The following is a 24,846-nucleotide window of genomic DNA, read 5'->3' as shown; positions in this document are numbered from 1 at the left end:
GGTTTCATAATGCCTGTCAATACAGATACAGGAACCCAACCATGTCGCTCGACCAAGAGACCTTTTATCTTCTCAAATCCACGCTCCAAAGATTCATTCAAGAGCGGCTTGTTCCCGCAGAGAACGATGTCGAAGAACACGACAAGGTGCCCGACGACATCGTCGACGACATGAAAGAGTTGGGCCTGTTCGGCCTTTCGATTCCCGAAGAATATGGAGGCATTGGCCTGAACATGGCTCAAGAATGCGAAGTGGCCTATGAGCTGGGTCGCACCGCCTTGGCATTCCGTTCGGTAGTAGGGACGAACATAGGCATAGGCTCCCAAGGCATTCTGATGGACGGGACGCCGGAACAGAAGGCTGAGTACCTGCCTCGTATCGCCAGCGGCGAGCTGATTGTGTCGTTCGCCCTGACCGAACCCGATGCGGGTTCGGATGCTGCAGCAATCAAGACACGGGCTGTCCTTGATGGTGTCGATTATCTGATTAGCGGCACCAAGCGCTTCATCACGAATGCCCCGCGCGCGGGTGCCTTCACTCTTATGGCGCGCACGGGCGGCGCCGAGGCGTCCGGCATCTCCGCTTTCGTCGTCCCGGCTGGCCTGCCCGGGCTGACGTTGGGCAAACCTGATCGCAAGATGGGTCAGCGCGGCACCAAGACTTGCGATGTCAACCTGGACAATGTACGCGTGCCGGCTGCCAACATCATCGGCGGAACGCCAGGCAAAGGCTTCAAGACGGCAATGAAAGTGCTGGACCGTGGCCGGCTTCACATTTCCGCACTGGCCTGCGGCATGGCACATCGCATTCTTGGAGAGAGCATCGCCTATGCCCAACAGCGCAAGCAATTCGGGCAAAGAATCGGAGATTTTCAATTGGTGCAAGCCATGCTGGCCGATAGCCAGGCTGAACTATTGGCCGGATGGTCTTTAGTGCAGTCCGTAGCACACCGCTATGATGCCAAAGTCAGCGGTGCCCGCGACCCCGAAGTGAGCATGCAGGCGTCCTGTGCCAAGATGTTCACTACCGAGATGGTGGGCCGTGTTGCCGACCGGGGAGTCCAGATACACGGAGGGTCCGGCTATATCAATGAATATAAGGTCGAGCGCTTTTACCGTGATGTACGCTTGCTGCGCCTCTACGAAGGCACGACCCAGATCCAGCAACTGGTCATCGGCAAACAGCTCATGCAATCGGCATGAGCGCGATTTCCCAGGCCTTCCTTAAGCCGGCAGGCGCTCAAGGTCGCGGGAAATTTCCGCAGACAACTGTAATAGGCGTGGGCCGATCTCTTCAATTAAGGCGCGCTCTGTATCGTCCCCACCCACCGACATCGCCGCCAGCGCGTAAGACGGAACGTCTCGGTCATACAATGGTGTAGCGATCGAATTCGACTGACGCGTCACGGGCGAAGCCATGAAACAGAAGCCGCGCCCTTCCAGCTCCTGAAAGGCAGCATAGACACCCGGCATGAAGCGGTGTGCGCCTTCTGTACCGACATCTTTCAATACCTCGAATAACTCTGCTTGCAGCGCAGGTTTTTGCGCCCATAAATAGGCACGTCCCGACGCCGACCGGGCGATCGGCACCAGCGCCCCGGTTGCCAGTCCCAAATGACTGAAGCCAGTGGGAACCGCATGTTCGAGCACCAACATCTGCAGACGTTCCCTCATCATTAGACTGACATGGACGCCGAACTCTTCAGCAAACCGGGCCATCTGTGGCGATGCTGCTTGAACGACTGGCAAACCCCGTTTGACCGCTCGTCCTAATGCCAGGCAGGCAACGTCCGGCCCATAGGCGCCACTTGCATCCTGACGCAGGAAATTATTGGCGACCAGCGTGGCAATCAGCTTGGTGGCGGTGGTCCGCGGCAGTCCCAAACGCGTGGAAATTTCAGTATGCGTCAATAGCGCCTGGCGGCCGTCAAATTGATGCAGAATATCAAGCCCTCGCTGTAGCGAGTTGACCTGACTGGACGATTGCGTCTCTGGCATGAGTTTGGATGAAGTTTGTTTAGTTGTACGTCGTCTCACGTCATGTGCTCCTGCGGGCCAAATCATGCTCCAGGCGACGCTTGATTTCCAGCAGTCGTGGGGCTACTGTGCTTGCCAAGTATTCACCCGTGACCTGGTTAGCAGGAACGGCAAACCCAAGCGCATAGGCGTGAGGCTGTTCCGGAGTGTCGATAACCACCGCAATACCGTTGGTTCCGGTCTCTAATGTGCCGGAAGCAATGCAATAGTTGTGCATTTGCATTTGCCGGACACTGGCTTGAATTTCGGGCTCCAGCGTTTGCCAGTGCTCGGGATGGGCCTGCGCAATGGCCGCCAGAAGTTTGCTGCGCTCTTGCTCGGCCATTGCGCCGATCAGCGCCCTTCCCAGAGCGGACCGGGACAGACTCAAGCGCGAGCCGGGATGTACACGCAGCGCGAACAGCATCCCGCGGCCGTGACACACTTCCTGGCACACCATGCTTAAGCCATCCAACGACGCCAGAACGATCGAGCCGTTCTGCTCATCAGCCAACTCCTGCATCAATGGCCTTGCCTGCATCGTCAGCTCACAAATCGAAGCGGCCAGGTAGCCAAGCGCCAATACGGCCGGACCCAGCTTGTATTGCGCTTTTTCGGGCGAGTAGATGAGATAACCGGCATCAGTCAACGTCGCCGTGATGCGGGAAACCGTCGGCTTCGGAACGTTGGTAAGCGCCGATAATTCAGCGTTCGAGCGCCACGCATTATCAGGTTCGAACGCATGTAGAATGGTCAGTCCCCTCGCCAATACGCGCACGCCGGTTCCACTGCTGTCCGTACTTAGGCAGCTCTCAATCTGGTTCATGTAGATCCGGTAGGTCAAAAATGGAATTATAGGTCACGAAGTCAAAATGATCTGGCTACACAGCGGATTTTAAAGGGAAACCAAATACCAGAAACGTCAAGTCAAAACAAAATTAGTCCGTTCATCGTCCGTTGCCCATGCATTATTCAATGGATTCGCTCCGTGCCCTGGAATCGTCGACATCCACTTCAACCAGCAGATCTCCAACATTGACATTGGCACCGACCGAATAGTGAATTGCGGTCACCAACCCGGCTGCGGACGCGAGTACTTGATTTTCCATCTTCATGGCCTCCACGACAGCCAAGACATCGCCCTCCGCCACTACATTTCCAATTTCAACGGGTAGCGCGGCCACGATGCCGGGCATCGGAGCGACTGCGGCACCCGCAGCCTTGACTTCGCCGGGACGGCGGGAACGGGCCCGCTGAACCGTATAGCGGCTGCCGCTCACTTGCAACTCGATGGCCGTACCCGTATCACACGCAGCCCAAGGGCGCCCATTTATCGAGCCCCGAATGACCTCGTTCCCAGACGACGAAACGCTGACCTCGAACGCTTCTCCGTCCACGCACAAGCTGAGTTGACCATCCTGGAGGCCTGACAGGTTGGCACGGATCAATCGATCGCCCGCCCAAAAGCTCAACGTGCCCAACGGTGCCACGGTACTCAGCGACTCCCGGTCAAGCACACCCTCTTTTCCGCTGGCCGTCCACGATGAATATGATTCGCCCGATACGCTGAACAGGGAGGCCGCACAGGCGACGGCTGCCGCTATGTTTGAATCCGGCTTGTGAAGTTCTTTTGAGTCATCGAGGTATTGCGTATGAATCTGTCCGCTATGGACTTTGGGATCCTCGAGCACTCGCGTCAGAAAGCCTAGGTTGGTCGTCAGCCCTAGCAAAACAGTGCTTTTCAAGGCCTCATGCATATGCGCCAGCGCCTGAACACGATTTTCGCCCCGAACCACCAGCTTTGCCACCATGGGATCGTAGAAGGCGGGAACGCTGTCTCCGGCCGCTATGCCCGCTTCGACGCGCGCATCCTTCGGCCACTCCACGCGCGCCACGCGACCCGGCGCCGGGCGAAAACCTTCCGCCGGATCTTCCGCATAGAGTCTGCACTCGATCGCGCAACCCAGCGCCTTGATCTGCGACTGAGCCAACGGCAACGGATCGCCCGCCGCGACCCGGAACTGCCATGCCACCAAATCCAGGCCGGTGATTTCTTCAGTTACCGGATGCTCGACCTGCAAGCGCGTGTTCACTTCGAGAAAGTAAAAATTATGATCCTGATCTACGATGAACTCAAAAGTGCCGGCATTCACGTATCCGATACTGAACGCGCCCCGAACCGCCGCATCGTGGAGTTGCTTGCGGACCGCCTCAGGCAGCGCAATCGCCGGCGCCTCTTCAACCACCTTTTGATGGCGCCGCTGCAGCGTGCACTCGCGCTCATACAAATGCACCACATTGCCTTGCTGGTCCCCGAATACCTGCACTTCCACATGCCTGGGCCGTTCGACGAATCGCTCCACGATCAGCCGTCCGTCACCAAAGCTGCTGCGTGCCACCCGAATTGCCGCTACGACCGCTGGGCGCAGATCATTTAATGATAGAAGGACCTGCATGCCTTTTCCACCACCGCCGGCGCTAGGTTTGAGCAGGACCGGCAGCCCAATCTCGTGGATCATCCGTTCTATTTGCGCCGGATCTTCGCTCGCCTCCACCATACCAGGCACGGTTGGCACGCCGGCGTCTCGCATCAACGACTTCGCGCGGGATTTGTCTCCGAGCGCCGAGATCGTTTGCGCGCGCGGGCCGATGAAAACCAGGCCGGCATCCTGCACTGCCTGTGCAAAATCCGCATTCTCGGAAAGGAAGCCGTACCCCGGATGGATCGCCTCGCAGCCATGCTGGAGAGCAGCCGCGATAATCGCATCCCCTTTCAGGTAACTATCTGTGGCGGGTCCGCCTCCGACGCAAACCCTTGCAACAGCGCCCTTCAAGTGCAATGCACCCGCATCGGCCGATGAATACACCGCCACGAACTCTATTCCCAGGTCCCGGCACGTCCGGGCGATACGGCAGGCGATCTCACCGCGGTTGGCAATCAATATGCGTCTGAACATGTTACATCCTGAATACGCCGAAGCGTGTGCTTTCACTAGGCCCGTTGTGGGCCAGAGCCAATCCCAACGCGAGCCATTGGCGAGTGTTGACCGGATCGATTACGGAATCAACCCATAGCCGGGAAGCTGCGTAAACTGGAGTGCTATGACTTGCATAATGGTCTCGAATAGGCTGCTTGAAAGCTTCAACCTCTTCGACAGTGAATTCCTTGCCCTGGCGGGCAAGTTGGTCCTTACGCACAAGAGCAAGCACAGTGGCCGCCTGCTCGCCCCCCATGACCGAAGTACGTGCATTGGGCCACATTGCCATAAAACGTGGACCAAAAGCGCGACCGCACATGGCGAAATTCCCCGCCCCATAGCTGCCGCCGATAATGACGCTGAACTTGGGCACACGGGAAGTGGACACTGCGTTCACCATCTTGGCGCCATCCTTGGCGATCCCACCATGCTCGTATTCCGGCCCGACCATGAACCCACTGACGTTGTGGAGAAACAGCAACGGAATGTCGCTCTGGGTACAAAGCTCAATGAAATTGGCCGCTTTCTGGGCACTCTCTGAAAAGAGAGGACCATCGTTGATCAAGACCCCGACCGGATAGCCCTCGATCGCGCCCGTACCGCATATGAGCGTTGGTCCATAGCGTTCGCGATATAGATTGAGCTCGCTTCCGTCCATCAGGCGAGCCAGAATTTCGCGCGCCGGAATCGGCTGCTTGGGGTTGGCGGGAATCAGCCCTGGCAATTCGGCTGGGTCATAGAGTGGTGACAATGGTGTCTTGGGCGGCGGCCGGAAAGACTTAGGTCCCGGACGCGCGACAATTTCGCGAATGATCGAAAGAGCGTGTGAATCGTCGTCGGCAAAGTGGTCAGCCACGCCCGACAGGCGTGTATGGACATCCGCTCCGCCTAGCGTTTCCGCATCGACCACGACGCCGGTCGCAGCTTGCACCAATTGCGGCCCACCCAGGAAAATCGTACCGTTGCCGTTTATGATGACGGTCTCATCGCACATGGCCGGAATATAGGCACCACCCGCTGTGCAAGATCCCATAACGGCGGCGATCTGCTTGATCCCTAGCGAGGACATCTCGGCGATGTTGCGGAAGATACGCCCAAAATGATGTTCATCAGGGAAAATCTCTTCCTGCAATGGCAGAAAGGCGCCACCGGAATCAACCAGGTAGATGCATGGCAATCCGTTCTCGCGCGCAATGGCCTGAGCTCGAATTTGCTTCTTGATGGTAATGGGATAGTAAGTGCCACCCTTAACCGTCGCATCGTTCGCCATCACCATGCAAGGCCGTCCTTCGACCATGCCCACTCCGACAATCAGCCCGCCGGAAGGAACCTCGTCTTCGTAGAGCCCATGTCCAGCCAACTGCCCGACCTCCTGGAAGGGCGTGCCCGGGTCAAGAAGTTCATTGATACGCTCGCGTGGCATGAGCTTATTGCGCTCAACATGAGTCTTCGCATACTTGCCTCCCCCACCCAGGACGGAAGGCCGCTGAGCCGCTTTCACCTGCTCCCGCCAGTCTTCATAAGCCGCTACATTCCGATCGAAATCCCCGCCGGCATTGCGCAACATGGAATGAAGTATTGCCATGTCACTCCACCACGCTCAAACGCAACAGCGCGTGTCCCAGCGACTTGCCGGTCTGATCCAGGCGGAGCGTTTTCGTCGCCCCCCCTCCTAATGCCCCGTGCATTACCACCACCACCGCCTGGATGTTATCCATGGGATGGCAGTGCACTTCACCCTTTACCCAGTCGCCATAAAGCGTCTTCACCGCTTCCGGCGTTACGCTTGCGCATAGAAGTGAGTAGTCCGTGGGGGTCTTGGCCAGGAGGCCCGCCGTACAAGTGTCCCCCTTATCTCCAGACCTGACATAGGCAATTTCATGAAGTTGACGTGTCATATCGTATTCCCCTCAAGCTACTAAGATGTCGGTGGTTTGCTGAACGAATTCGCGAGGAATCAATGTTGGCCACAAAGCCACAATGGGTCGCGTCTTCATCGGAGTGCCGAATGATGTTCCACCAGGACCCATGATCCATAAGTGGGTACCGGCACGCCGAACCTTGTCAGCTTCCTCTCGCGTCCTGGTACGTACCGCGCAGCGCAACCCCACCTCGCTCATTTGGTTGGCCAGCTTCCGTTCTGGGGCGGGCGCGGCCGGACCATGCAGCATGTTCAGGCCAACGAAATCAAACTGGATTTGGTCAGCCGCCAGCCCCATCCGCTCGAATCTCTCGAGCATGGTTTCGCGAGCCTTGCAGGCACGGTCATAAGCGTTCGGCCAAGGGAAGAACGCCATGGTTTCCCCTATCCAGCCATCTTGGTACCCAACCACAAGCTTGAGCAGGTCGGGCGCGGGCTTGCCCCTGACGCCGGACACCCGTACACGATCGGCGCCGACGGCATCCAAGCGCAAAGAGGTGAAGTCCGCAACGGCGTCCGGCATAAGATAATTGCGCGGATCAGAGATTTCGTAGACCAAATGCTCTTTGACCGTAAAGAGATCGACGCACCCTCCGGTGCCGGGAAGCTTCGTGATATCGGCACTGCCATCACGGCGAAACTCGGCGATCGGAAAGCCAACATGCCCCATGCGGGGCATGTCCGCGAAGCGCGACGACATGCCACCCGTGCATCCCGCAGCACACTCCAGGATGTGGCCGACAGTCACCGACGCGGCCAGCAAGTCGGTATGAGCCGCATCTCGCCGCCATCCAAATTCGTGCGCCACTGGACCAACATACAAGGCGTTATCCGACACGCGACCTGTGATCACCACATCTGCATCACCCTTCAAGCCCTCGACAATACCGGAGCTATCGGTATAGACGTTCGCCGAAACCACACGGGAGCGTATAACAGAAAAGTTCTCATCTCCCGTATCCATGTTCGTCAACGGCACGTCGCTGGCCTCCAGCAAGTCCAGTTTGCTGAGCAGATCGTCTCCTTCCACCAACGCAATGCGCGCACCGGACAGGCCGTCCTTCCTTGCCCCTTCAACAATACGTTGCGCCGCTGCACGAATGTTGACACCCCCGCCGTTGGATATCAGGCGTGTCCCGCGCTCTCGCGCTTCAGGCAGCAGTGCACTCATGCATTGCACCGCGTCTGGTATATAGCCCGCAGCGGGATTTTTCATCTTCTGCCGCTGGAGCAATGCCATGGTCAGTTCGGCCAGATAATCGAAACACAAGTAATCCAGTTCACCTTTCTCCAGCAGCTCAGCGGCTGGATCCTGGGCGTCGCCCCAAAAACCAGACCCCGCCCCTAATCGCAGAACCTCTTTCATTCGCCATCTCCTAGCTTTATCGATACACGACGAACTGCCGAAAAAACAGCGGCATCCCGAATAGCCGTCCATTCTAAACAGTTCCGTTTTAATAAATTGAATTCCATTTTAAATTTGTAATTTGCCGATGTCAACGATATCATCATACTGATTACAACAAAGACCATTTTCAGCATCACTCATACCACTTAAATTCCAATTTTTCTATTTATATTTCGTTTTCAAACAGGATATGTTGAAATGCTTGCAACAGGAACCTTCTCGAACAAAACATTCTTCATTACCGGAGCGGGAACGGGCATCGGAAAGTCATTTGCAATACGGGCCGCTGCGCTTGGCGCGACAGTTGCCCTTGGGGGGAGAAGAGAGGCGGCGTTAAGCGAAACATCGGCGGAGATCATCGACTCGGGAGGCCGGGCTTTGATCTGTCCGGTCGACATCCGCAATCCAGAAGAGGTCGATGCCACCATCAACGACGTGGTCGACAAAACCGGCCGTATCGATGTCCTGATCAATAACGCGGCGGGAAACTTCGTCGCACGCGCCGAAGATATTTCTTCCCGCGGCTGGAATGCGGTCATCAATACCGTGCTGAATGGCACCGCCTACTGTACGCTCGCCGCCGGCAAGCACATGTTGAACCAAGGGTCTGGAAAAGTGCTGAGCATCTCTGCGGCATACGCTTGGCATGGCGGCCCAGGAACAGTTCACTCGGCAGCGGCGAAAGCAGGCGTGATCGCCATGTCGAAGACACTCGCAGTCGAATGGGGCGCACGCAATATACAAATCAACTGCCTCTGCCCGGGTTTCGTGGATACCGAGCAGTCACGCACAGCGCTTTGGCCCACCGCCGAAGGCCAGCGGCGCATTCTCGACTCCATTCCCGCAGGGCGCTTCGCTACTATCGAAGAAACCATTGAAACCGGCTTATTCCTGTGCAGCCCTGCCGCGGACTACATCAACGGCGAAGTACTGGTAATTGACGGAGGCCAGTGGCTAAACAAAGGCGTTTTCGTACTTCCCGAGCCAGGACACCGCTACCAAAAAGTTTGAATACGCTAGTACGACTTCGGCAGGCCCAGCACCTTCTCTGCGATATTGCACAGAATCAGGTGCGGGCTGATGGGTGCTATGCGCATTATCATCGCCTCTCGTAGATATCGCTCCACATGGTATTCCTTGGCATAACCGAATCCGCCATGCGTCAGGATAGCGGTTTCGGAAGATTTAACGGCGGCCTCTGCCGCCAGATACTTCGCAGCATTGGCCTGAGGGCCGCAGGGCAAGCCGTCGTCATACAGGCTGGCAGCGCGCTGCGTCATGAGTTCCGCAGCCTCGAGCTCGGCCCAGCACTGGGCAAGAGGATGCTGGATTCCTTGGTTCTGGCCGATAGGCCTTCCGAATACGACCCGCTCGCGCGCATAATTCGCCGCACGCGCCAACGCAAGTCGGCCAATACCGATCGCCTCGGCGGCAACCAGAATCCGCTCAGGATTCATACCGTGCAAGATATAGCGAAAGCCTTCTCCCTCGTCACCGATGCGGTCCTCGACAGGAACTGGCAGCCCGTCGATAAAGAGTTCGTTGGAATCGACCGCCTTGCGGCCCATTTTGTCGATCTCGCGGACCTCAACGTAACGCCGGTCCAGACGCGTATAGAAAAGGCTCAAGCCTTTGGTTGGGGATTGAACATCTTCGATCGGAGTCGTCCGCGCGAGAAGCAGCATGTGGTCTGCCACCTGTGCGGTAGAGATCCAAACCTTACGCCCACTGACCAAATAGCGATCACCTTCGCGAATCGCCCGTGTGGTCAACTTGGTGGTATTCAGGCCGGCATCAGGCTCCGTCACGGCAAAGCACGCCTTGGACTCGCCTCGGATGAGGGGCGGCAAAGCGCGGGCTTTTTGTTCCTCCGTGCCAAACACCACCACAGGGTTCAGCCCAAAAATATTCATATGCACTGAAGATGCCGCCGACATGCCACCGCCCGATTCTGCGATTGTCTGCATCATTAGTGCCGCATCCAGGATACCAAGGCCCGCCCCGCCATACGCTTCGGGCATCGCAATGCCTAACCAGCCCGCATCGGCGACTGCACGATAGAACTCCTCGGGAAAGCCGCCGTCTCGATCTTTGTCCAGCCAATATTGATCATCAAAGCGCCGGCACAGATCGAAAATGGCGGCGCGGAGTTGCTGCTGCTGTGAGCTGAGTTGGAAGTCCATGAGTATCCTATGCAGTATCCATACGCGGCGCTTGCCTTCGAACGCACCGCCGCGATCCTTATCAGGCCCGAAGAATCAGTCGATGTCGTTTACCGGCCATGAATAAAGAGGCGGTGAACCCGCCCGCAAACGCTTGACGGCCTCTTCGTGATATGTCGTCGAATATGCAATGGCCTGCCCGGCCATTTCGGTATCTACCATTGTTCCCACGTCCGCCGACATCGACCGCAACAATGCAGTCTTAATCAAGGAAAAAGCGGTTCGCGGCAAGCTCGCCATCGCCACGGCGATTTCCCAGGAACGAGCCTGCAAGTGCTCGGGCGCCGCAAGCTCGTTGACCGCTCCGTATTCCAACGCTTCGCTGCCGGTTATCGCCCGGGTCGAATACAGCATGTCTTTCGCGCGAAGCCAGCCCACCACTCGCGGTAGCGTAAACAGACCACATGCGTCCGGAATCAATCCCAGCCGAAGGAAGGACATGCAGAAACGCGCGCGCTCGGTGGCAACAACAAAATCGGCTGCCAACGCGAGGCTGCATCCAGCGCCATAGGCACACCCGTCGACAGCCACCACGACAGGCTTCGTCATCTCCAACAAACGTTGGGCACCCTTGCTCACGGGGGCAATGCGGTCCCGGCCCGCCTCGGCATCCAATGCGCCGGGGCGCATCTCGCTTATATCGCCCCCTGCGCAGAAATGCTCGCCCGTTCCCGATAGCAGTACTGCCCGGACCTCATCATCTTTGTCGGCCTGTTCTATAGCCTCCCATAGCACCGTCCGCATATCCAGGCTCAATGCATTCCGCTTTGCCGGACGGTTGAGCACGATATGGCCTACACCCTCTCTCAAGGAGTAATCAACCATGGAATCCGTCATGCGCCATTCCTGGAGTCAGTATCGTTAAGGGACCAATTGGAAAGTTGGGTACGAATAGCGGCTGCCAAGGCCAAGGGCTCATCGAGCATGACGTGATGACGGCAGTTGGCCAGCTCAATGATAGGGATGCACCCGCCAAAGCTGCGGCGCATGTAAGCGCGGGCCTCGTCGTCAACACGCTCGCTCTGCTCTCCGATAAACAGAGCAGCGTTGCAGCGCATATGTAGCAGTGCCTCGGTGAACTCCGTAGGCCGTGGATGTCCCACCGCCGCCGGGTCAAATTTCCATCGCCAGCCACCCGCCGTTTCCACCACAGAATGATAGGCGATATGGTCAAGATAGAACTGACATCCGACCTGCTGCTGCGGAACCAGGCGAAACCGGCGCAAGGCCTCGGCCCGATTCGCGTAAATATCGCCAGGCGTCTTCACCTGCACCGCGTACGGAGGACTATGCCTATCGGGCGCCTCGATCGGCGAATCGACAACAATGATGCCGGCGATACGGTCACCGTGCGCAGCGCCGGCCATGATAGTGACGAAGCCCCCCATGCTGTGCCCCACAATGAATGGTGGACGGCCCGGCGAAGCAGCATCCAGTACCGCCATAACCTGCTCAGCATAGCGCTCCCGCTCATAGCGGCCACAATGGCTGCTGTCACCCATGCCGCCCAGGTCGATGGCCAGCACATGGTATTGGTTCGCCAACAGCGGCGCAATGAAGCGCCACCATTCGGCATGAGCGGCATTACCATGCACCAACATCAAGGGGGGAAGATCAGGATCGCCCCAGACCAGGTAATGAACACGACAGCCGTCGACATCGATATATTGGGACCCACTGGGCATCTCGAGGGCTGCTCGTGCCCACTTCGGAATCGGATGCGACGCCGTCTTGCCATGTTTTTCTACCACGCCTTCCTCCCTGTGCATCACTTAGGTTGGCTCGATGCCCGCCGCCTTGACCAAACGTGCCCACCGATCGATCTCAGTCGCCTGGAATTTCGCGAGCTCTTCCGGTGAGCCAGCCACCGGCGTCCAGCCCTGTGAACCGAACTGCTTTTCCGCCTCTTGCGACTTCATGGCGCGAACGATGACTTCATTGAGACGAGCTATGATTTCCGGCGGTGTGCCATTAAGGCCAAAAGCAGCGATCCACCCCGTTACTTCATAGCCTTTCACTCCCTGTTCAGCAATCGTCGGAATGTCCGCATACTTGGCAATACGCTTGCTTGTGGACACGCCAAGTGCTTTCAGCTTGCCACCTTCCACCAAGGGCATCACTGCCGGAGCATCGCCAAACACCATGTCGATCTGTCCTCCGATCAGATCGGTAAGCGCAACAGGAAGAGTCTTGTATGGAACGTGCAAGATGTCGACGCCTGCGAGTTCACGCATGACCTCGCCGCCCGCGCGTGAAGAAGAGTTGCCGGCACCGAACGTCATGCCCCCCGGATCCTTCTTCATCATGGCAACGAGCTCCTGGACATTCTTCGCAGGATGATCCGCTCTCACCACCAGAACGACGCCGCCAATGATCAGATTGCTGATCGGCGTGAAATCCTTGACTGGATCGTACGGAAGCTGTTTGAACAGACTGACGTTGGCCGCATGCGTGGTATTCGTGCCGAGCACGAATGTATAGCCGTCGGCGGGTTGCCGTGCCGCGAACTGCATGCCGATCGAACCGCTGGCCCCGGCTTTATTGTCGATGACCACCGGCTGCTTGAGTTCGGCGGAGAGGTACGGGCTAAGAAATCGCGCAACTTGATCCGTTGTGGTGCCCGCGCCGAACGGCACAACGATGGTTATGGGTTTGGTAGGAAAGCTCTGAGCGTTCGACTGCGCAATGGCTTGTGTGCCAAGCAACGTGGCGCCCAGCAGGGCGGCGCTGGCGGCTAGAAAGGTTCTGCGGTTCGTGGTCATGTTATGTGTCTCCTCCGAGGTATTGTCATACGACTGCGTAATTGCAGCATGGTGTTTCCGCATGGCGTCATCTTCCCGCCATGATATTTGCGAGAGCGCGAGCGTCGGTGCCATCGCTCCAGATCAGTTTCCGGCATGCGTCTATATCGATCTTCGAGTCTATTTCCGTGAGCAGATTGCGCGCTTTTTCGGCAATCTGATCGACCGTCATGGGTTTGGCCGGCGTACCAAAGCTGTCTTTCACCAATGAGGTCTTAACCGAGCCGTCGGCGAATGTGATGGTGACCGCTGTCGGGAATTGCTTTGGATACATCGCCTCGAGCTCAGCGTCATACTCGAAATGTACGAGATCGGCAACTTCAAGAATGCGCGGGTCGTCGAGATGCGCTTCACTGTATGCGTCGTAACGGGATGGTCCGTAAGCCAGTGACGCACCGATCAGGTAGGGACAGCTATACTGCGCCGCCATGACCGAACGCGGTCGACGCATCATATGCTGGTCTTCGATCAGCTGCGGCCCTCGCACAACGATGCGACGGATTTGATCCGCGGGCACACTGTATCCGTCGGTCACCTCACCCAGCGCGTCGATAGTCGAGTGGAAAATCCGGCAGCATGAATACGGCTTGAGACTGATACAGTGGATCTGTAAAGGGTCTTGTGCCTGGCGAGCTATAGCTGCGCCATGAACTTCACCACCAAACATTTTGGCCAGGCCATAACGGCCGTCCAATGAGCGTCGGGGCGTACCGATTTGGGACTCCATGGCCAACTCAGCGGCTATCACGCCATTGCGCGCGGCGTATCCAGCATGCAGCCGCTTCACGGCGCCCCCGGTCGGATCCACTGAAAACTGCATTGTTCCGCTCGTTTGGGATAGCGCGTGGCCCCAAGCGCTGATGAGCTTATCCGCCTCGAGCGCCCGATCTTCCCCGTTAAGCAGCACCACACAAGCCGTGGCGGCACCGAATGAGCCAAATACCGGCGTAGGATGAAAGCCGCCTTCAATTACGTGAAGTCCGTGCGCCATGATGCCGACACGCGCCATGGTTTCGTAGCCAGCCGCGATGGCAACGAGAAGATGACGCTGGGATGCGCCAGTCTCGGCCGCGACGGCCAAAGCTGCCGGGAGCACGGTGCACGCAGGATGGCTCATCGTTTCATCGTGTGTGTCATCCAGTTCGTAGCCGTGCGCCGCCGTTCCGTGAACCAGCGCGGCGACCGACGCAGTTGCGGAAAACTCAGCACCTATGACGGGGGCAGCGCCTGTGCCGGCAAAGCGCTGCGACCAATTCGCGATATCGCGAGCCCACGGCAGGACCGACCCGCGAAGCGTCACACCAAGCGAGTCCAGCATGAGCCGTCTAACCTGTTCGATGTCCGGATCGGTCAACCCCCGGTTTACGATTTCAACTACCTGCTCCGCGAGGCTCGCGGTTAGATCACTTTCGGGAACGGACGAAGACAAAGTTGTCATGAGATCTCCTGGTGAAGGGCTATGCGTTGTGCTCGGCTGGCGAACTTAAAGACGCAGGGATTTAGCGATAATCGTCCGTTGTATCTGCGACGTACCGCCACCTATGGTGGACTGCATACCTTCGCGGAAATAGCGTTCCATGTCCGCCTCTGGGAGCATGCTATGACCGCCAAGGATCTGCATCCCGTTTCGCGTCACGGTTTGCAGCGTTTCGGAAGCAAACAACTTGGCCATGCTGACTTCGCGACTGCACACTTCCCCTCGAGTCGCCATGTCGGCTGCCCGATACACCAAGAGACGGGCCGCGTCGACGCTGGTTTGCATATCGGCCAACATATGGCGTAGCACCTGGAACTCAAAAATTGACTTATCAAACTGAATACGCTCGTGGGCGTAGCGCAAAGCGTCGGTAACGGCCTGTTGGGCATTTCCGACGTAGGCAGCCGCAACGGCAATACGCTCGAGTTCAAGGTGATCCGTAATGATCTCCCAGCCTGTGCCAGGCGCACCAAGAACATTGCCGGCTGGCACCTTGGCGTCATCCAGGAAGATCTCTGTCGTGCCCGTCGCCCGCCTGGCCATCGTCGGCAGTTTGCGGATATCAAGACCGGGGGTGTCGTTCGGAACCAAGAGGACGCTCAGTCCGCGATGCTTCTTCGCTTCTTTGTCTGTCCTTACCAACATGGCAATAACGGCATTCTTTGCCGCAGCACCGGAACACCACAACTTTTGCCCGCGTATCGTCCAATGCTCCCCGTCCGCTTCGGCACGTGTCTTGGTATTTGCCGCATCCGATCCGGCGGATGGCTCGGAAATGGAAATCGAGAAGCGGATCTCGCCCTTCATGAAAGGCGCAAGATATTTTTTGCGCTGCTCGGGCGTGCCATACTTGACGATGTTCATCGCCGTAAAGGTGGAAACCATGAACGCCGTCGCGAAATCGAAACCATAACGCGCAAGCCCTTCGCACATGAGGGCATAATCGAAAATGGTGCCGCCGTCACCGCCTTGCTCTTCCGGAATCAGCAAACGCAGCCATCCCATACGAGCGATCTTTTCGTAGGCTTCGTAGGGATACTGGCGATCGACATCACACTGTCGCACGTATTCGCGCGTTACTTCCTTTTCCATCACCCGCGCAACAGTCTCCTGCCAAAGCGCTTGTTCTTCTGTCAAGAAATTCATAAAAAGCTCCGGGAAATCAATATTTTTTCGTGTCGGCCGCAGAGTGCGGCAACGGCCCTTCTTGCGGGGGCATAGTCAAGCGCTCACGGCGAAGCAGAAGGCTGAATTCGCAACTCATTACACGTTCGTTCCGCTGATTTACAGCACTCAATAGCGCCGTGGCGACGCCATGGCTTTCACCCTTGTCGCGAAGCGCCATGACTTCGCTCTCGGCATAGAGAGTGTCACCAATGAAGGTTGGCTTCAGGAAGCGCAGCTTGTCGACGCCGTAGAAGGCTTCCACCACCTCAGAGTCAAAGCCGAGCAACGCGTTACTTACAACAAAAACGAGCCCACCCTGCACGACCCTTTGCCCGTACATCGATTTAGAACTGAATTCTGCATTGGCGTGGATTTCGAGCCAGTTTCCGGTAAGCATGCAAAAGCTGACAACATCTGTTTCAGTAATCGTGCGCCCCCGCGACCGGGAGCGTTGCCCGATAGCGAGTTCACCGTACGGCACATTCATCATGGCGAAGTCTCAATTTATGGAAGATCGCGTCCCAGCAAGGGCGAAATCAAAGTTATGCAAAATCGAATAGTAAGGAATGAATTTCGATATGTCAACATCAATTCCATTATATGCACAAACAGAACTACCCAAGCTATTACTCTATTTATAGGTTAGCTATCGCGCTAAGCGCCACAAATCTTCTTGCACCATATTTCCTGTTTCATTTAAATTTTTCGATTTTCGTTTTATGAATCGTAACGCCAACCCACCATGGGACGGCGCTCCACCTCCCCGAAGAGACGCTCTACACAGCCCTCGCTCCGCAACTGCGCACGCAATGCGGTTTCGCGCTACAGCCTTCTCATTCTCGATAAATCAAAACGAAATATACTTTTTTAAATTAAATTATGGCTCTGATCTGGCCACAAAAAGTAGCAATACAGACAGTCGACTGTCAAGAAAAAACGGCTAATTACATAATGAGTTTGAATAACAATTGTAGATTCCTTTATCTATCCTAGATCCGTGCTAGAAAACGAAATTAACATTGACATAACAGAATAGTCGAGATATTGTTCGTATTGTTTCCGCTCACACTTCTCTATGCGCCATCATGTCAAAAACGCTGTCCAATATCCGGGTCCTAGACCTGTCTCGCATTCTCGCCGGCCCGTGGGCGACTCAAAACCTCGCCGACCTCGGTGCAGAGGTAATCAAAGTTGAAAGGCCCGGCAGCGGGGATGACACCCGACACATGGGTCCTCCGTTTCTGCATACCGCCGACACCAATGAACCGGGCGACGCCGCTTACTTTATGTGCTGCAATCGCGGTAAGCAATCCGTCACCATTGACTTCAGCAGGCCGGAAGGTCAAACACTCATCCGCGCGCTCGCAGCGGACGCAGACGTGCTGGTCGAAAACTACAAGGTTGGCGCACTTAAGAAGTATGGCCTGGACTACGAGTCGTTACGCGAGGTCAATCCCCAACTCGTCTACTGCTCAGTAACCGGCTTCGGGCAGACGGGCCCTTACAAGGACCGAGCAGGTTACGACTTTCTGATTCAAGGAATGGCCGGACTAATGAGCGTCACCGGCGAACGAGACGAACTGCCTGGCGGCGGCCCGCAGCGGGTAGGTGTGGCCGTGGCCGATATCCTGACCGGCATGTACGCGACCGTAGCAATTCTGGCCGCGTTGCGCCACCGCGATCAAGGGGGCAGCGGCCAACATATCGACATAAGCCTGCTTGATTGCATGGTAGGCTCGCTGGTCAATCAGGGAATGAATTACCTCACCAGCGGGATCCCACCGGGCCGCATGGGCACCGGCCACCCCAACATCGCCCCCTATCAGGTGTATCCCGCCCAGGACGGCCACATTATCCTGACAATCGGTAACGACACGCAGTTTCAACGCTTTTGCAATGCGGTGGAGCAACCGGATTTCGCAAGCGACCCAAGGTTCAGGACCATCCGTGACCGGGTCGCGAATCGTTCTGCCATGAACGAGCGCCTCGAGGCCATTACACGCACGCGTACGGTCGAAGAATGGGTGAGCCTGCTGGAGGCAGCACAAGTACCTTGCGGGCCCATCAACACGATAGACCGCGTGTTCAACGACCCACATGTAGTCGAACGGGGAATGCGTCTGGACCTGAATCATCCCCTGTACGGGCCAATTCCGGGAATCAACAATCCAATACGCTTCTCTGAGACACCACTGAACCTCACCGAGCCGCCGCCCGCGCTAGGGCAACATACGCAACAGATCCTGTCGCGCCTCGGCGTCAGCGACGAAGACCTCAAGCAACTCCAGCAATCCGGTATCGTTTGACTACGTTATTTATCACACTCGATTAATAGAAAGAGCCATCCATATGAAATACCAACCCATCTCAAAAGACAAAAATGGTCTAGATATATTCGGTATCGGCATCTACTGGGACGATGTCGAAATCGGCTATCGCTTTCGAACGTTGGGACGCACCATCACGGAGGCCGACATCACGATGTTTGTAGGGGCCACAGGCATGGTCGAAGAAATGTTCACCAACGTAGAGTATGTCTCCGAGGTTTCGGTCATCGGGTCCCGTCCAGCCCCCGGCTCACTCGTATTCTGTATCGCTGAAGGCCTATTGATGCAGAGCACGATGCAGCGCACAGGGATGGCATTTCTCGAGGCAGATCTCAAGATCCACGGCCCCACCACAGCCGGCGATACCATCCATGTGGAATGCGAAGTGGTGGAAGCCCGGGCAACCAGCAAAGAGGGGCGAGGCCTTCTACGCACCGCCAACAAAGTCATCAACCAACGCGGCGTGGTCGTGGCGACCTACAACCCGCTACGCATGGTGAAGAGCCGCCCACAACAACAATAAAGTCCCTCGCCAGAAGAACAGACGACAATTGGAGCAAAACCCATGGGTCAAACCGATACGGTAATTTTTGATGTCGACGATGGCATTGCCACTATTACCATCAACCGTCCCAGACAACGCAATGCACTTTCCATCGAAGTCGGCAATCGCTTGCTCGATCTGTGGGAGCAAGTCGATGCGGATCATAATATTCGCGTGGCGATCCTCACCTCCTCGGACTGCGGCACGTTTTGCGCCGGCATGGACCTTAAGGAAGCATCACGGGTCAAGGCCGAATCCAATGTAGATATCCTGGACCTGTTGCGCGACCCTTTCCACCAGCGCATGCGCGCCGTGGAAAAACCCATCATTGCAGCCATGACCGGGCATTTCACCGCAGGCGGCATGGTGCTGGCGGCCAACTGCGACCTGCGTATCGGGGTCGAGGGCACACTCGGCGGCATATCCGAAGCGAAGGTGGGACGGGGAGCACCTTGGGCTGTACCCATGCTTTGGATGCTGCCCCAGCCATTCTTGATGGAACTCATGATGTCGGGCGAATTGCAGCCCATCGAACGCTTCCACGAGTTTGGCTTCATCAATCATGTTGAAGCCACGCCCAACGCGGTACGTGAACGCGCCCGCGGCCTCGCCAAAAGCATACGTGACAACGCCCCGCTGACGGTATGGGCGGCCAAGCAGAGCATAGCCGCCGCCATGAACCTCGGCTGCAAGGACGGATTCGAGGAGGCCAAACGCATTCATGAACGCGTATATAGCAGCCAAGATGCCATAGAAGGCCCGCGCGCCTTTGCAGAAAAACGCGCTCCTCGATGGAGCGGCGCGTGACGCAGGACACTGATGGCCTTGTACACACTGAAAGACGCGGTGACACGATTATCCTTTGGCTGAACCGGCCGGAAGAATTGAACCGGCTGTCAACCGAAAGCCAGTTCCTGGAATTGGCCGAGAAAATCCGGCAAGCCAATCTTGACCCCAGCGCGCGCGCATTGATCATTACCGGGAAAGGCAAGGCCTTCTGCGCAGGCGGAGACTTGCACAAGATGGCGAACCGGGAGGGATTCTCGGCTGGAACGCCTCAAGAGGTCCGAATGCGTTACAAGGAGACCATTCATCAGGTGCCCCTTGCGCTCAACGATATCGATATTCCTACAATTGCAGCCGTCAATGGTGCCGCCTACGGTGCGGGATGCGACCTTGCCTGCATGTGCGACATTCGCATCGCATCGTCAAATGCCACGTTCTGTGTAAGCTTCGCTGAACTCGGTATCGTGTCAGGCGACGGCGGCTCCTGGATCCTTCCGCGCCTCGTCGGGCGATCCACCGCGATGGCCCTGACGCTCACTGCCAGCCCCATCGACGCCGCCGATGCCATGCGCTGCGGACTGGTATCGCAGGTGGCAAAACCCGAGACACTACTAGAGAGCGCACTGGCGCTTGCAGAAAAGATCGGTCGTCATCCGAGGGACGCCATACGTATGTCCAAGCGTTTGCTACGCAGCGCAGAACGCACCAACCTTTCCGACCACCTGGACATGGCTGCGGCGCTGCAGGCTATCGCCCATGCCTCGGAAGAGCACATTACAGCCGTCAACAACCTGATCCACCGTCTTCAGAACAGGCAGCCTTAACGGGGCACCGCACCCACCACGATTTAGCCCCCGTTGCTCTCATCATCATGCCGATGCGCGGGTAGCTCGCTTGGCCACGAGCGTATTCCGCCCGGCGTCCGGGAAAATCGCGTAGGAATGCCCGCAGCGCGCAAGCGTCCTTGCGTTGGATGATCGTATTCAAATAAAGTGTTCGTGGCCTGTATGTGAGGATCATCCAGCAGCGCGTCGAACGTCAATACCTCGCTATGCGGGATATCGGCCTTGGCCAGCAAGACGAGCCAGTCCGCCGTTGATTTTCCGCCGAGAATATCCCCCACCACAGCATAAAGTTCGTCAATATTCGCGTTTCGCGCAGCGGCGTCAATGTATTTGGGCTCTCGCGTCAAGTCTTCCCGCCCGGAGACGATAAAGAAGCGCACCCACTGCGCAGTCGTATACGGCATTAAGGCAATATGTCCATCCTTCGTGCCATACGGCTTCCGATGCCCGGACATGACGCGGGGATAACCGGAAGGACCACCGTCTGATACGAACGTCTTTCCCGCCAGGTGCTCGACCGCAAGGAACGACACCATTGTTTCAAACATCGGCACTTCGATTGCCTGCCCCAGCCCCGAACGCTCTCTTTCGTATAGGGCCATCGGGATCACATATGCCGCCGTCAGACCAACGATTTTGTCGACCATAATCGTCTTCACGTATTGCGGCCCCCGCCCGCCGTTCGCTCCCTGGAAGTGCGCCATGCCGCTCTTGGCCTGAATGATATCGTCGAACGCCGGTAAGCCGGCATATGGCCCGGCTTCAGAATAGCCGTATGCGCCACAGTAAATGAGCCGCGGGTTGATCGCCTGCAGGGACTCGTAATCCAAGCCGTACCGACGCATCGACACGGGCCGGACATTGGATATGAACACGTCAGCATCAGCGATGAGCGCTTTCAGATGAGCGAGATCATCATCACACTTGATATCCAGAACCAGAAATTGCTTGTTTCGATTCAGATTCAGGAAGCAGGCACTCATTCCCACATTACGCACCGGCTCCGTATAGCGTAGGACATCGCCCGCCGGTGGCTCAATTTTGATCACCTCTGCGCCCATATCGCCAAGAATCTGAGTGGCATAGGGACCCATTCCTACTGTGGTCATGTCCACCACCCGTATTCCCGCCAGAGGGCCAAAAGGTGAAGCGCCTTGAGTTTCCATCACGCCGCCCAACCGTTCGCCACTACAACTGCGCCCCGGAACTTTTGATTACCGGCCCCCACTTCTCTCGTTCCTTACTGAGAAATTCAGCAAACTCGGCCGGGCCGCGCCCTACGGGGATCAGCTTGGCGTTGTGAAACCTTTCCTGGATCTCCGGTGAGGTAAGAATCTCGACAATGACCTTGTTGAGCTGGCCAATGATTGCGGGAGGAGTCCCGGCAGGCGCCATCACACCGCCGTAGATGTCGACCTCGTACCCTTTGACTCCCGCTTCCGACACCGTCGGAAGATCGGGAAACGCGGGTGATGGATACTGGTTGGTCGTTGCCAGCGCCTTGACTCGTCCGGCAGCGATGTACGAGGCGACCGCAGTGGCTGAACTGATGCTCATATCAATCCGCCCTCCTGCCAAGTCCGTCGCCGCCGGGGCTTCGCCCTTGTATGGCACATGCATGATGTCTACGCCGGCCATTTGCTTGAACAACTCCATGGCGAGATGCTGAGGCCCACCACTACCGGAGGAACCGAACGTCATTTTGCCCGGATTCGACTTTGCCATCTGCACCAGTTCAGCTACCGAGTTCACACCAAGATCGGCGCGCACGACCAAGAGGTGGTCATATGTCACGACGTGATTGACCGTCGCCAGATCGCGCTCTGGCTTATAGGAAAGATTGGGATCCATCAACGGCCGCAGCGTCACATTACCAGCGCCTCCAAACAGCAACGTGTATCCATCGGCCGGCTGACCGGCTACATACGCGGCGCCAATAGCGCCCGCTACACCGGGCCTGTTTTCCACAACGACTTGCTGACCCAGTTTTTCCGACATTTCACTTGCCAACACACGCGCCGTTACGTCCGTGGCGCCACCTGTGGCATAGGGCACGATCAGACGTATGGGTTTGTCGGGATATTCGCCTGCCTTGGCGGATGCTTCCGGCACCGAAGATAGGCTGAAGACTACGCCCAGCACTACTGTTCGCATAAAAAGGGCCCAATCACCGCCGATAAATCTATTAGCTTTTCCAAGCAGCCGGTCCATTGCCATGTCGCCTCCTGTTCATAGTGTTGTTTTAATATGCCAAGGATAGACAACTAAAGACCATTACGTCAACTATAATTTCGGTTTTTACATTTCCACAAAAAGGAAATTTTCCCTTATTTACATAGGGTATTTTTGATAAATAGACATATATTTTTATTTATTTTATTCTAATTTCGTTTTGATATGGCATATCTGCCAAAGATCATCGGGCATTGTGGCGTGACTCCCCGCACGGGATCCGGCCCTTGAGATGCCCCACGCCTTTGGTCAATGCACCGAATCGTTATAGGCTTAATGTTGTACTCTAGTTAGTCCTGCATCGGCCTGCGCCAGACATAGCAGGGATCATGTACAGCGAAAGCGAAGCAAGCCAAGGAAATCATGCAAAAAAGACAGTTAGGTCAATCTGGTATAAACATTGCCCCCATTGTTTTTGGCGGCAATGTCCTGGGCTGGACCGCCGACACGAAACGATCCTTCGAACTGCTGGACCACTGCGTTGAACGTGGCTTCAATACGGTCGACACGGCGGATGTGTACTCGGCGTTCGCACCCGGATATTCCGGGGGTGAGTCTGAAGATATATTGGGACTATGGCTGGCTCGGCGCGGCCGCCGAGATGACATCATCTTGATGAGCAAAGTCGGCATGCTTGAGCACCGCAAAGGTCTGTCAGCCGTCAACATCGAGGCCGCTGTTGACGACTCCCTCAGACGGCTGCGTACGGACTACCTGGATGTTTATTTCGCCCACATCGATGACCAGGACATTCCTTTAGAGGAAACCCTGGGCGCGTTCGGACGATTGGTGGAGAAGGGAAAGGTCCGTGCGCTTGGAGCCTCCAATTATTCTGCCGAGCGCACCAGGCAAGCATTGACCACCTCAGAGAAAATGGGACTGCCACGCTATGAAGTTCTACAGCCCGAGTACAACCTGTACGATCGGGCTGGTTTCGAAACTGACCTGGCAGATCTTGCAGAGGAAAATGCACTCGGCGTGGTCAGCTACTTTGCGCTGGCCAGTGGATTTCTGACGGGCAAGTATTTGCGGATTGAAGATCTCGGCGGCCGTCCCAGGGCTCAGTTCCTTAAGCGCTATTTTGATGAGCGCGGCCAACGGGTTCTGCAAGGACTACTCACCGCCTCTACAGCCTTGCAAGCCAAGCCGGCACAGGTCGCCCTGGCGTGGCTCATGGCGCGCCGCGGCGTCACAGCCCCCATCGTCAGCGCAACAAGCATCGAGCAACTTGATGAGCTGCTCGATGCGGTCAATGTTGTCATACCTGAAGCGTGGATGACCAAACTCGATGCAGCGAGCCATTAAGGAACAAGCTTAGGGGCCGAAAAGGTGGCACTTGCCGCTAATCGCAGCAGTATTACTCGTCATAGCCGCCATTGCCTGCAAGACTCCATTGAACCGGACATTTCTATTTAGCAGACAGGAGCTGCGACGATAACCTGGAATGGTGTATGTTGAGATCTCCATGTGCCGCCGACACGCCATCAAAGAATATCGTATACTCTCGGATTCAGCGGGGCATAGTTGCTGCTTTATGCAGTGCGTTGGTTACCACCGCGTATTAAAAATGTTGTTCAAAATGGCGCAATGGCAGAGTGGTCATGCAGCGGATTGCAAATCCGTCCACCCCGGTTCGATTCCGAGTTGCGCCTCCAAAACATCAGCCAGCACCAAAAAAAACCTGCACGGCAAAGGCCAGGCAGGTTTTTTATTCGCCGTACGCGGCACGGGCTTCGCAACTACATGAATTGCGAAACTCCCACCGAAATCACCCCTCCTGCCACCATCGCCAAGGCACATCCCAGCTTGACCGCACCCGTATCGACATAGTCATACAGCGCTTTCATGGCGACTACCAGCGCGAGACTGCCCAGGACAATCGCAGCGCCCTCGGGAAGAAGAAAAACAACCAAGGCTACGCCAGCGAGAAAATGGAAAATTATATGTAGCGTCCGGGCGACCATGCGATCTCTCGTTTGAAAACAAGTGGCTCGCCATCGAGCCTTGTATGCGAAATCGAGTTTGGAACTGATCATGGAATATTCCGCCGTAAGCGCTATTGGGAAAAGGGGGCAAATGGACACGTAACGCCATGAAGCGACACGGCATAATGACTACGGATC

At 56.5% G+C, this 24,846-nt stretch carries 23 protein-coding genes and 1 tRNA gene; 8 read left to right on the top strand and 16 right to left on the bottom strand.

Annotated elements, in window-relative coordinates:
• Positions 1–41: 41 nt before the first annotated feature.
• Complete coding sequence (locus tag CR159_RS00445) at positions 42–1,202, top strand: acyl-CoA dehydrogenase family protein (protein ID WP_102072035.1); 1,161 nt, start codon at positions 42–44, stop codon at positions 1,200–1,202.
• A gap of 21 nt (positions 1,203–1,223) precedes the next feature.
• On the opposite strand, the gene CR159_RS00440 is transcribed toward CR159_RS00445, so the two are convergent.
• The 6 genes from CR159_RS00440 to CR159_RS00415 form a co-directional block, all read right to left on the bottom strand.
• Positions 1,224–2,036 (bottom strand): IclR family transcriptional regulator, encoded by an 813-nt coding sequence (locus tag CR159_RS00440; RefSeq protein WP_158238476.1) that lies wholly within the window; start codon positions 2,034–2,036, stop codon positions 1,224–1,226.
• A 1-nt stretch (position 2,037) separates the two neighbouring features.
• Positions 2,038–2,841 carry an IclR family transcriptional regulator gene (locus CR159_RS00435; RefSeq protein ID WP_102072033.1) on the bottom strand — a complete coding sequence of 268 codons (804 nt, stop codon included), beginning with the start codon at positions 2,839–2,841 and terminating at the stop codon, positions 2,038–2,040.
• Positions 2,842–2,983: 142 nt separating this feature from the next.
• Entirely contained in the window at positions 2,984–4,972 is a 1,989-nt protein-coding gene (locus CR159_RS00430; RefSeq protein ID WP_102072032.1) for an acetyl-CoA carboxylase biotin carboxylase subunit, read from the bottom strand.
• Between the two features lies 1 nt (position 4,973).
• Entirely contained in the window at positions 4,974–6,578 is a 1,605-nt protein-coding gene (locus tag CR159_RS00425; protein WP_102072031.1) for a carboxyl transferase domain-containing protein, read from the bottom strand.
• Position 6,579: 1 nt separating this feature from the next.
• Positions 6,580–6,891, bottom strand: a complete 312-nt coding sequence (locus CR159_RS00420; RefSeq protein ID WP_102072030.1) for an AtuA-related protein — start codon at positions 6,889–6,891, stop codon at positions 6,580–6,582.
• Between the two features lie 12 nt (positions 6,892–6,903).
• Positions 6,904–8,280 carry an acyclic terpene utilization AtuA family protein gene (locus CR159_RS00415; RefSeq protein WP_102072029.1) on the bottom strand — a complete coding sequence of 459 codons (1,377 nt, stop codon included), beginning with the start codon at positions 8,278–8,280 and terminating at the stop codon, positions 6,904–6,906.
• A 240-nt stretch (positions 8,281–8,520) separates the two neighbouring features.
• Here CR159_RS00415 and CR159_RS00410 point away from each other — a divergent pair, with 240 nt between their 5' ends.
• Positions 8,521–9,333 carry an SDR family oxidoreductase gene (locus tag CR159_RS00410; protein WP_102072028.1) on the top strand — a complete coding sequence of 271 codons (813 nt, stop codon included), beginning with the start codon at positions 8,521–8,523 and terminating at the stop codon, positions 9,331–9,333.
• A 5-nt stretch (positions 9,334–9,338) separates the two neighbouring features.
• Here the strand turns inward: CR159_RS00410 and CR159_RS00405 are convergent, their stop codons facing one another.
• The 7 genes from CR159_RS00405 to CR159_RS00375 form a co-directional block, all read right to left on the bottom strand.
• Positions 9,339–10,505: an acyl-CoA dehydrogenase family protein gene (locus CR159_RS00405; RefSeq protein ID WP_102072027.1), complete on the bottom strand. Its 1,167-nt coding sequence runs from the start codon at positions 10,503–10,505 to the stop codon at positions 9,339–9,341.
• Positions 10,506–10,580: 75 nt separating this feature from the next.
• Positions 10,581–11,381: an enoyl-CoA hydratase/isomerase family protein gene (locus tag CR159_RS00400; protein WP_102072026.1), complete on the bottom strand. Its 801-nt coding sequence runs from the start codon at positions 11,379–11,381 to the stop codon at positions 10,581–10,583.
• Positions 11,378–12,295 (bottom strand): alpha/beta fold hydrolase, encoded by a 918-nt coding sequence (locus CR159_RS00395; protein WP_158238475.1) that lies wholly within the window; start codon positions 12,293–12,295, stop codon positions 11,378–11,380. The genes CR159_RS00400 and CR159_RS00395 overlap by 4 nt, the downstream gene beginning before the upstream one ends.
• A 21-nt stretch (positions 12,296–12,316) precedes the next feature.
• Positions 12,317–13,306: a Bug family tripartite tricarboxylate transporter substrate binding protein gene (locus tag CR159_RS00390; protein WP_102072024.1), complete on the bottom strand. Its 990-nt coding sequence runs from the start codon at positions 13,304–13,306 to the stop codon at positions 12,317–12,319.
• 67 nt (positions 13,307–13,373) lie between these two features.
• Positions 13,374–14,783, bottom strand: coding sequence for an MmgE/PrpD family protein (locus CR159_RS00385; protein ID WP_102072023.1), 1,410 nt, complete (start codon positions 14,781–14,783; stop codon positions 13,374–13,376).
• Positions 14,784–14,828: 45 nt separating this feature from the next.
• Positions 14,829–15,968, bottom strand: coding sequence for an acyl-CoA dehydrogenase family protein (locus tag CR159_RS00380; protein ID WP_102072022.1), 1,140 nt, complete (start codon positions 15,966–15,968; stop codon positions 14,829–14,831).
• A 16-nt stretch (positions 15,969–15,984) separates the two neighbouring features.
• Complete coding sequence (locus tag CR159_RS00375; RefSeq protein ID WP_102072021.1) at positions 15,985–16,479, bottom strand: MaoC/PaaZ C-terminal domain-containing protein; 495 nt, start codon at positions 16,477–16,479, stop codon at positions 15,985–15,987.
• Between the two features lie 595 nt (positions 16,480–17,074).
• Between CR159_RS00375 and CR159_RS00370 the strand changes: the two genes are divergently transcribed.
• The 4 genes from CR159_RS00370 to CR159_RS00355 are packed head-to-tail and all read left to right on the top strand — an operon-like array spanning position 17,075 to position 20,470.
• Positions 17,075–18,295, top strand: coding sequence for a CaiB/BaiF CoA transferase family protein (locus CR159_RS00370; protein WP_102072020.1), 1,221 nt, complete (start codon positions 17,075–17,077; stop codon positions 18,293–18,295).
• Positions 18,296–18,338: 43 nt separating this feature from the next.
• Positions 18,339–18,839: an FAS1-like dehydratase domain-containing protein gene (locus CR159_RS00365; RefSeq protein ID WP_102072019.1), complete on the top strand. Its 501-nt coding sequence runs from the start codon at positions 18,339–18,341 to the stop codon at positions 18,837–18,839.
• Between the two features lie 42 nt (positions 18,840–18,881).
• Entirely contained in the window at positions 18,882–19,667 is a 786-nt protein-coding gene (locus CR159_RS00360; RefSeq protein WP_102072018.1) for an enoyl-CoA hydratase/isomerase family protein, read from the top strand.
• Positions 19,664–20,470 carry an enoyl-CoA hydratase-related protein gene (locus CR159_RS00355; RefSeq protein WP_233208115.1) on the top strand — a complete coding sequence of 269 codons (807 nt, stop codon included), beginning with the start codon at positions 19,664–19,666 and terminating at the stop codon, positions 20,468–20,470. The genes CR159_RS00360 and CR159_RS00355 overlap by 4 nt, the downstream gene beginning before the upstream one ends.
• A 23-nt stretch (positions 20,471–20,493) precedes the next feature.
• Here CR159_RS00355 and CR159_RS00350 read toward each other — a convergent pair whose 3' ends face one another.
• Entirely contained in the window at positions 20,494–21,657 is a 1,164-nt protein-coding gene (locus tag CR159_RS00350; protein ID WP_102072411.1) for a CaiB/BaiF CoA transferase family protein, read from the bottom strand.
• A gap of 22 nt (positions 21,658–21,679) precedes the next feature.
• Complete coding sequence (locus tag CR159_RS00345; protein ID WP_158238474.1) at positions 21,680–22,645, bottom strand: Bug family tripartite tricarboxylate transporter substrate binding protein; 966 nt, start codon at positions 22,643–22,645, stop codon at positions 21,680–21,682.
• 441 nt (positions 22,646–23,086) lie between these two features.
• On the opposite strand from CR159_RS00345, the gene CR159_RS00340 reads away from it, so the two are divergent.
• Together CR159_RS00340 and CR159_RS00335 are read left to right on the top strand one after the other, a co-directional pair.
• A complete protein-coding gene (locus CR159_RS00340; protein ID WP_102072015.1) occupies positions 23,087–24,028 on the top strand; it encodes an aldo/keto reductase in 942 nt (313 codons plus the stop codon).
• A gap of 276 nt (positions 24,029–24,304) precedes the next feature.
• Positions 24,305–24,378: transfer RNA gene (locus CR159_RS00335), tRNA-Cys, on the top strand.
• 84 nt (positions 24,379–24,462) lie between these two features.
• Here CR159_RS00335 and CR159_RS21495 read toward each other — a convergent pair.
• Entirely contained in the window at positions 24,463–24,636 is a 174-nt protein-coding gene (locus tag CR159_RS21495) for a hypothetical protein (protein WP_158238473.1), read from the bottom strand.
• Between the last annotated feature and the right edge of the window lie 210 nt (positions 24,637–24,846).

The sequence above is a fragment of the Pollutimonas subterranea genome, assembly GCF_002849655.1.
GTDB lineage: Bacteria > Pseudomonadota > Gammaproteobacteria > Burkholderiales > Burkholderiaceae_B > Pollutimonas > Pollutimonas subterranea.
This window is presented reverse-complemented; position numbering and strand designations above follow the sequence as displayed.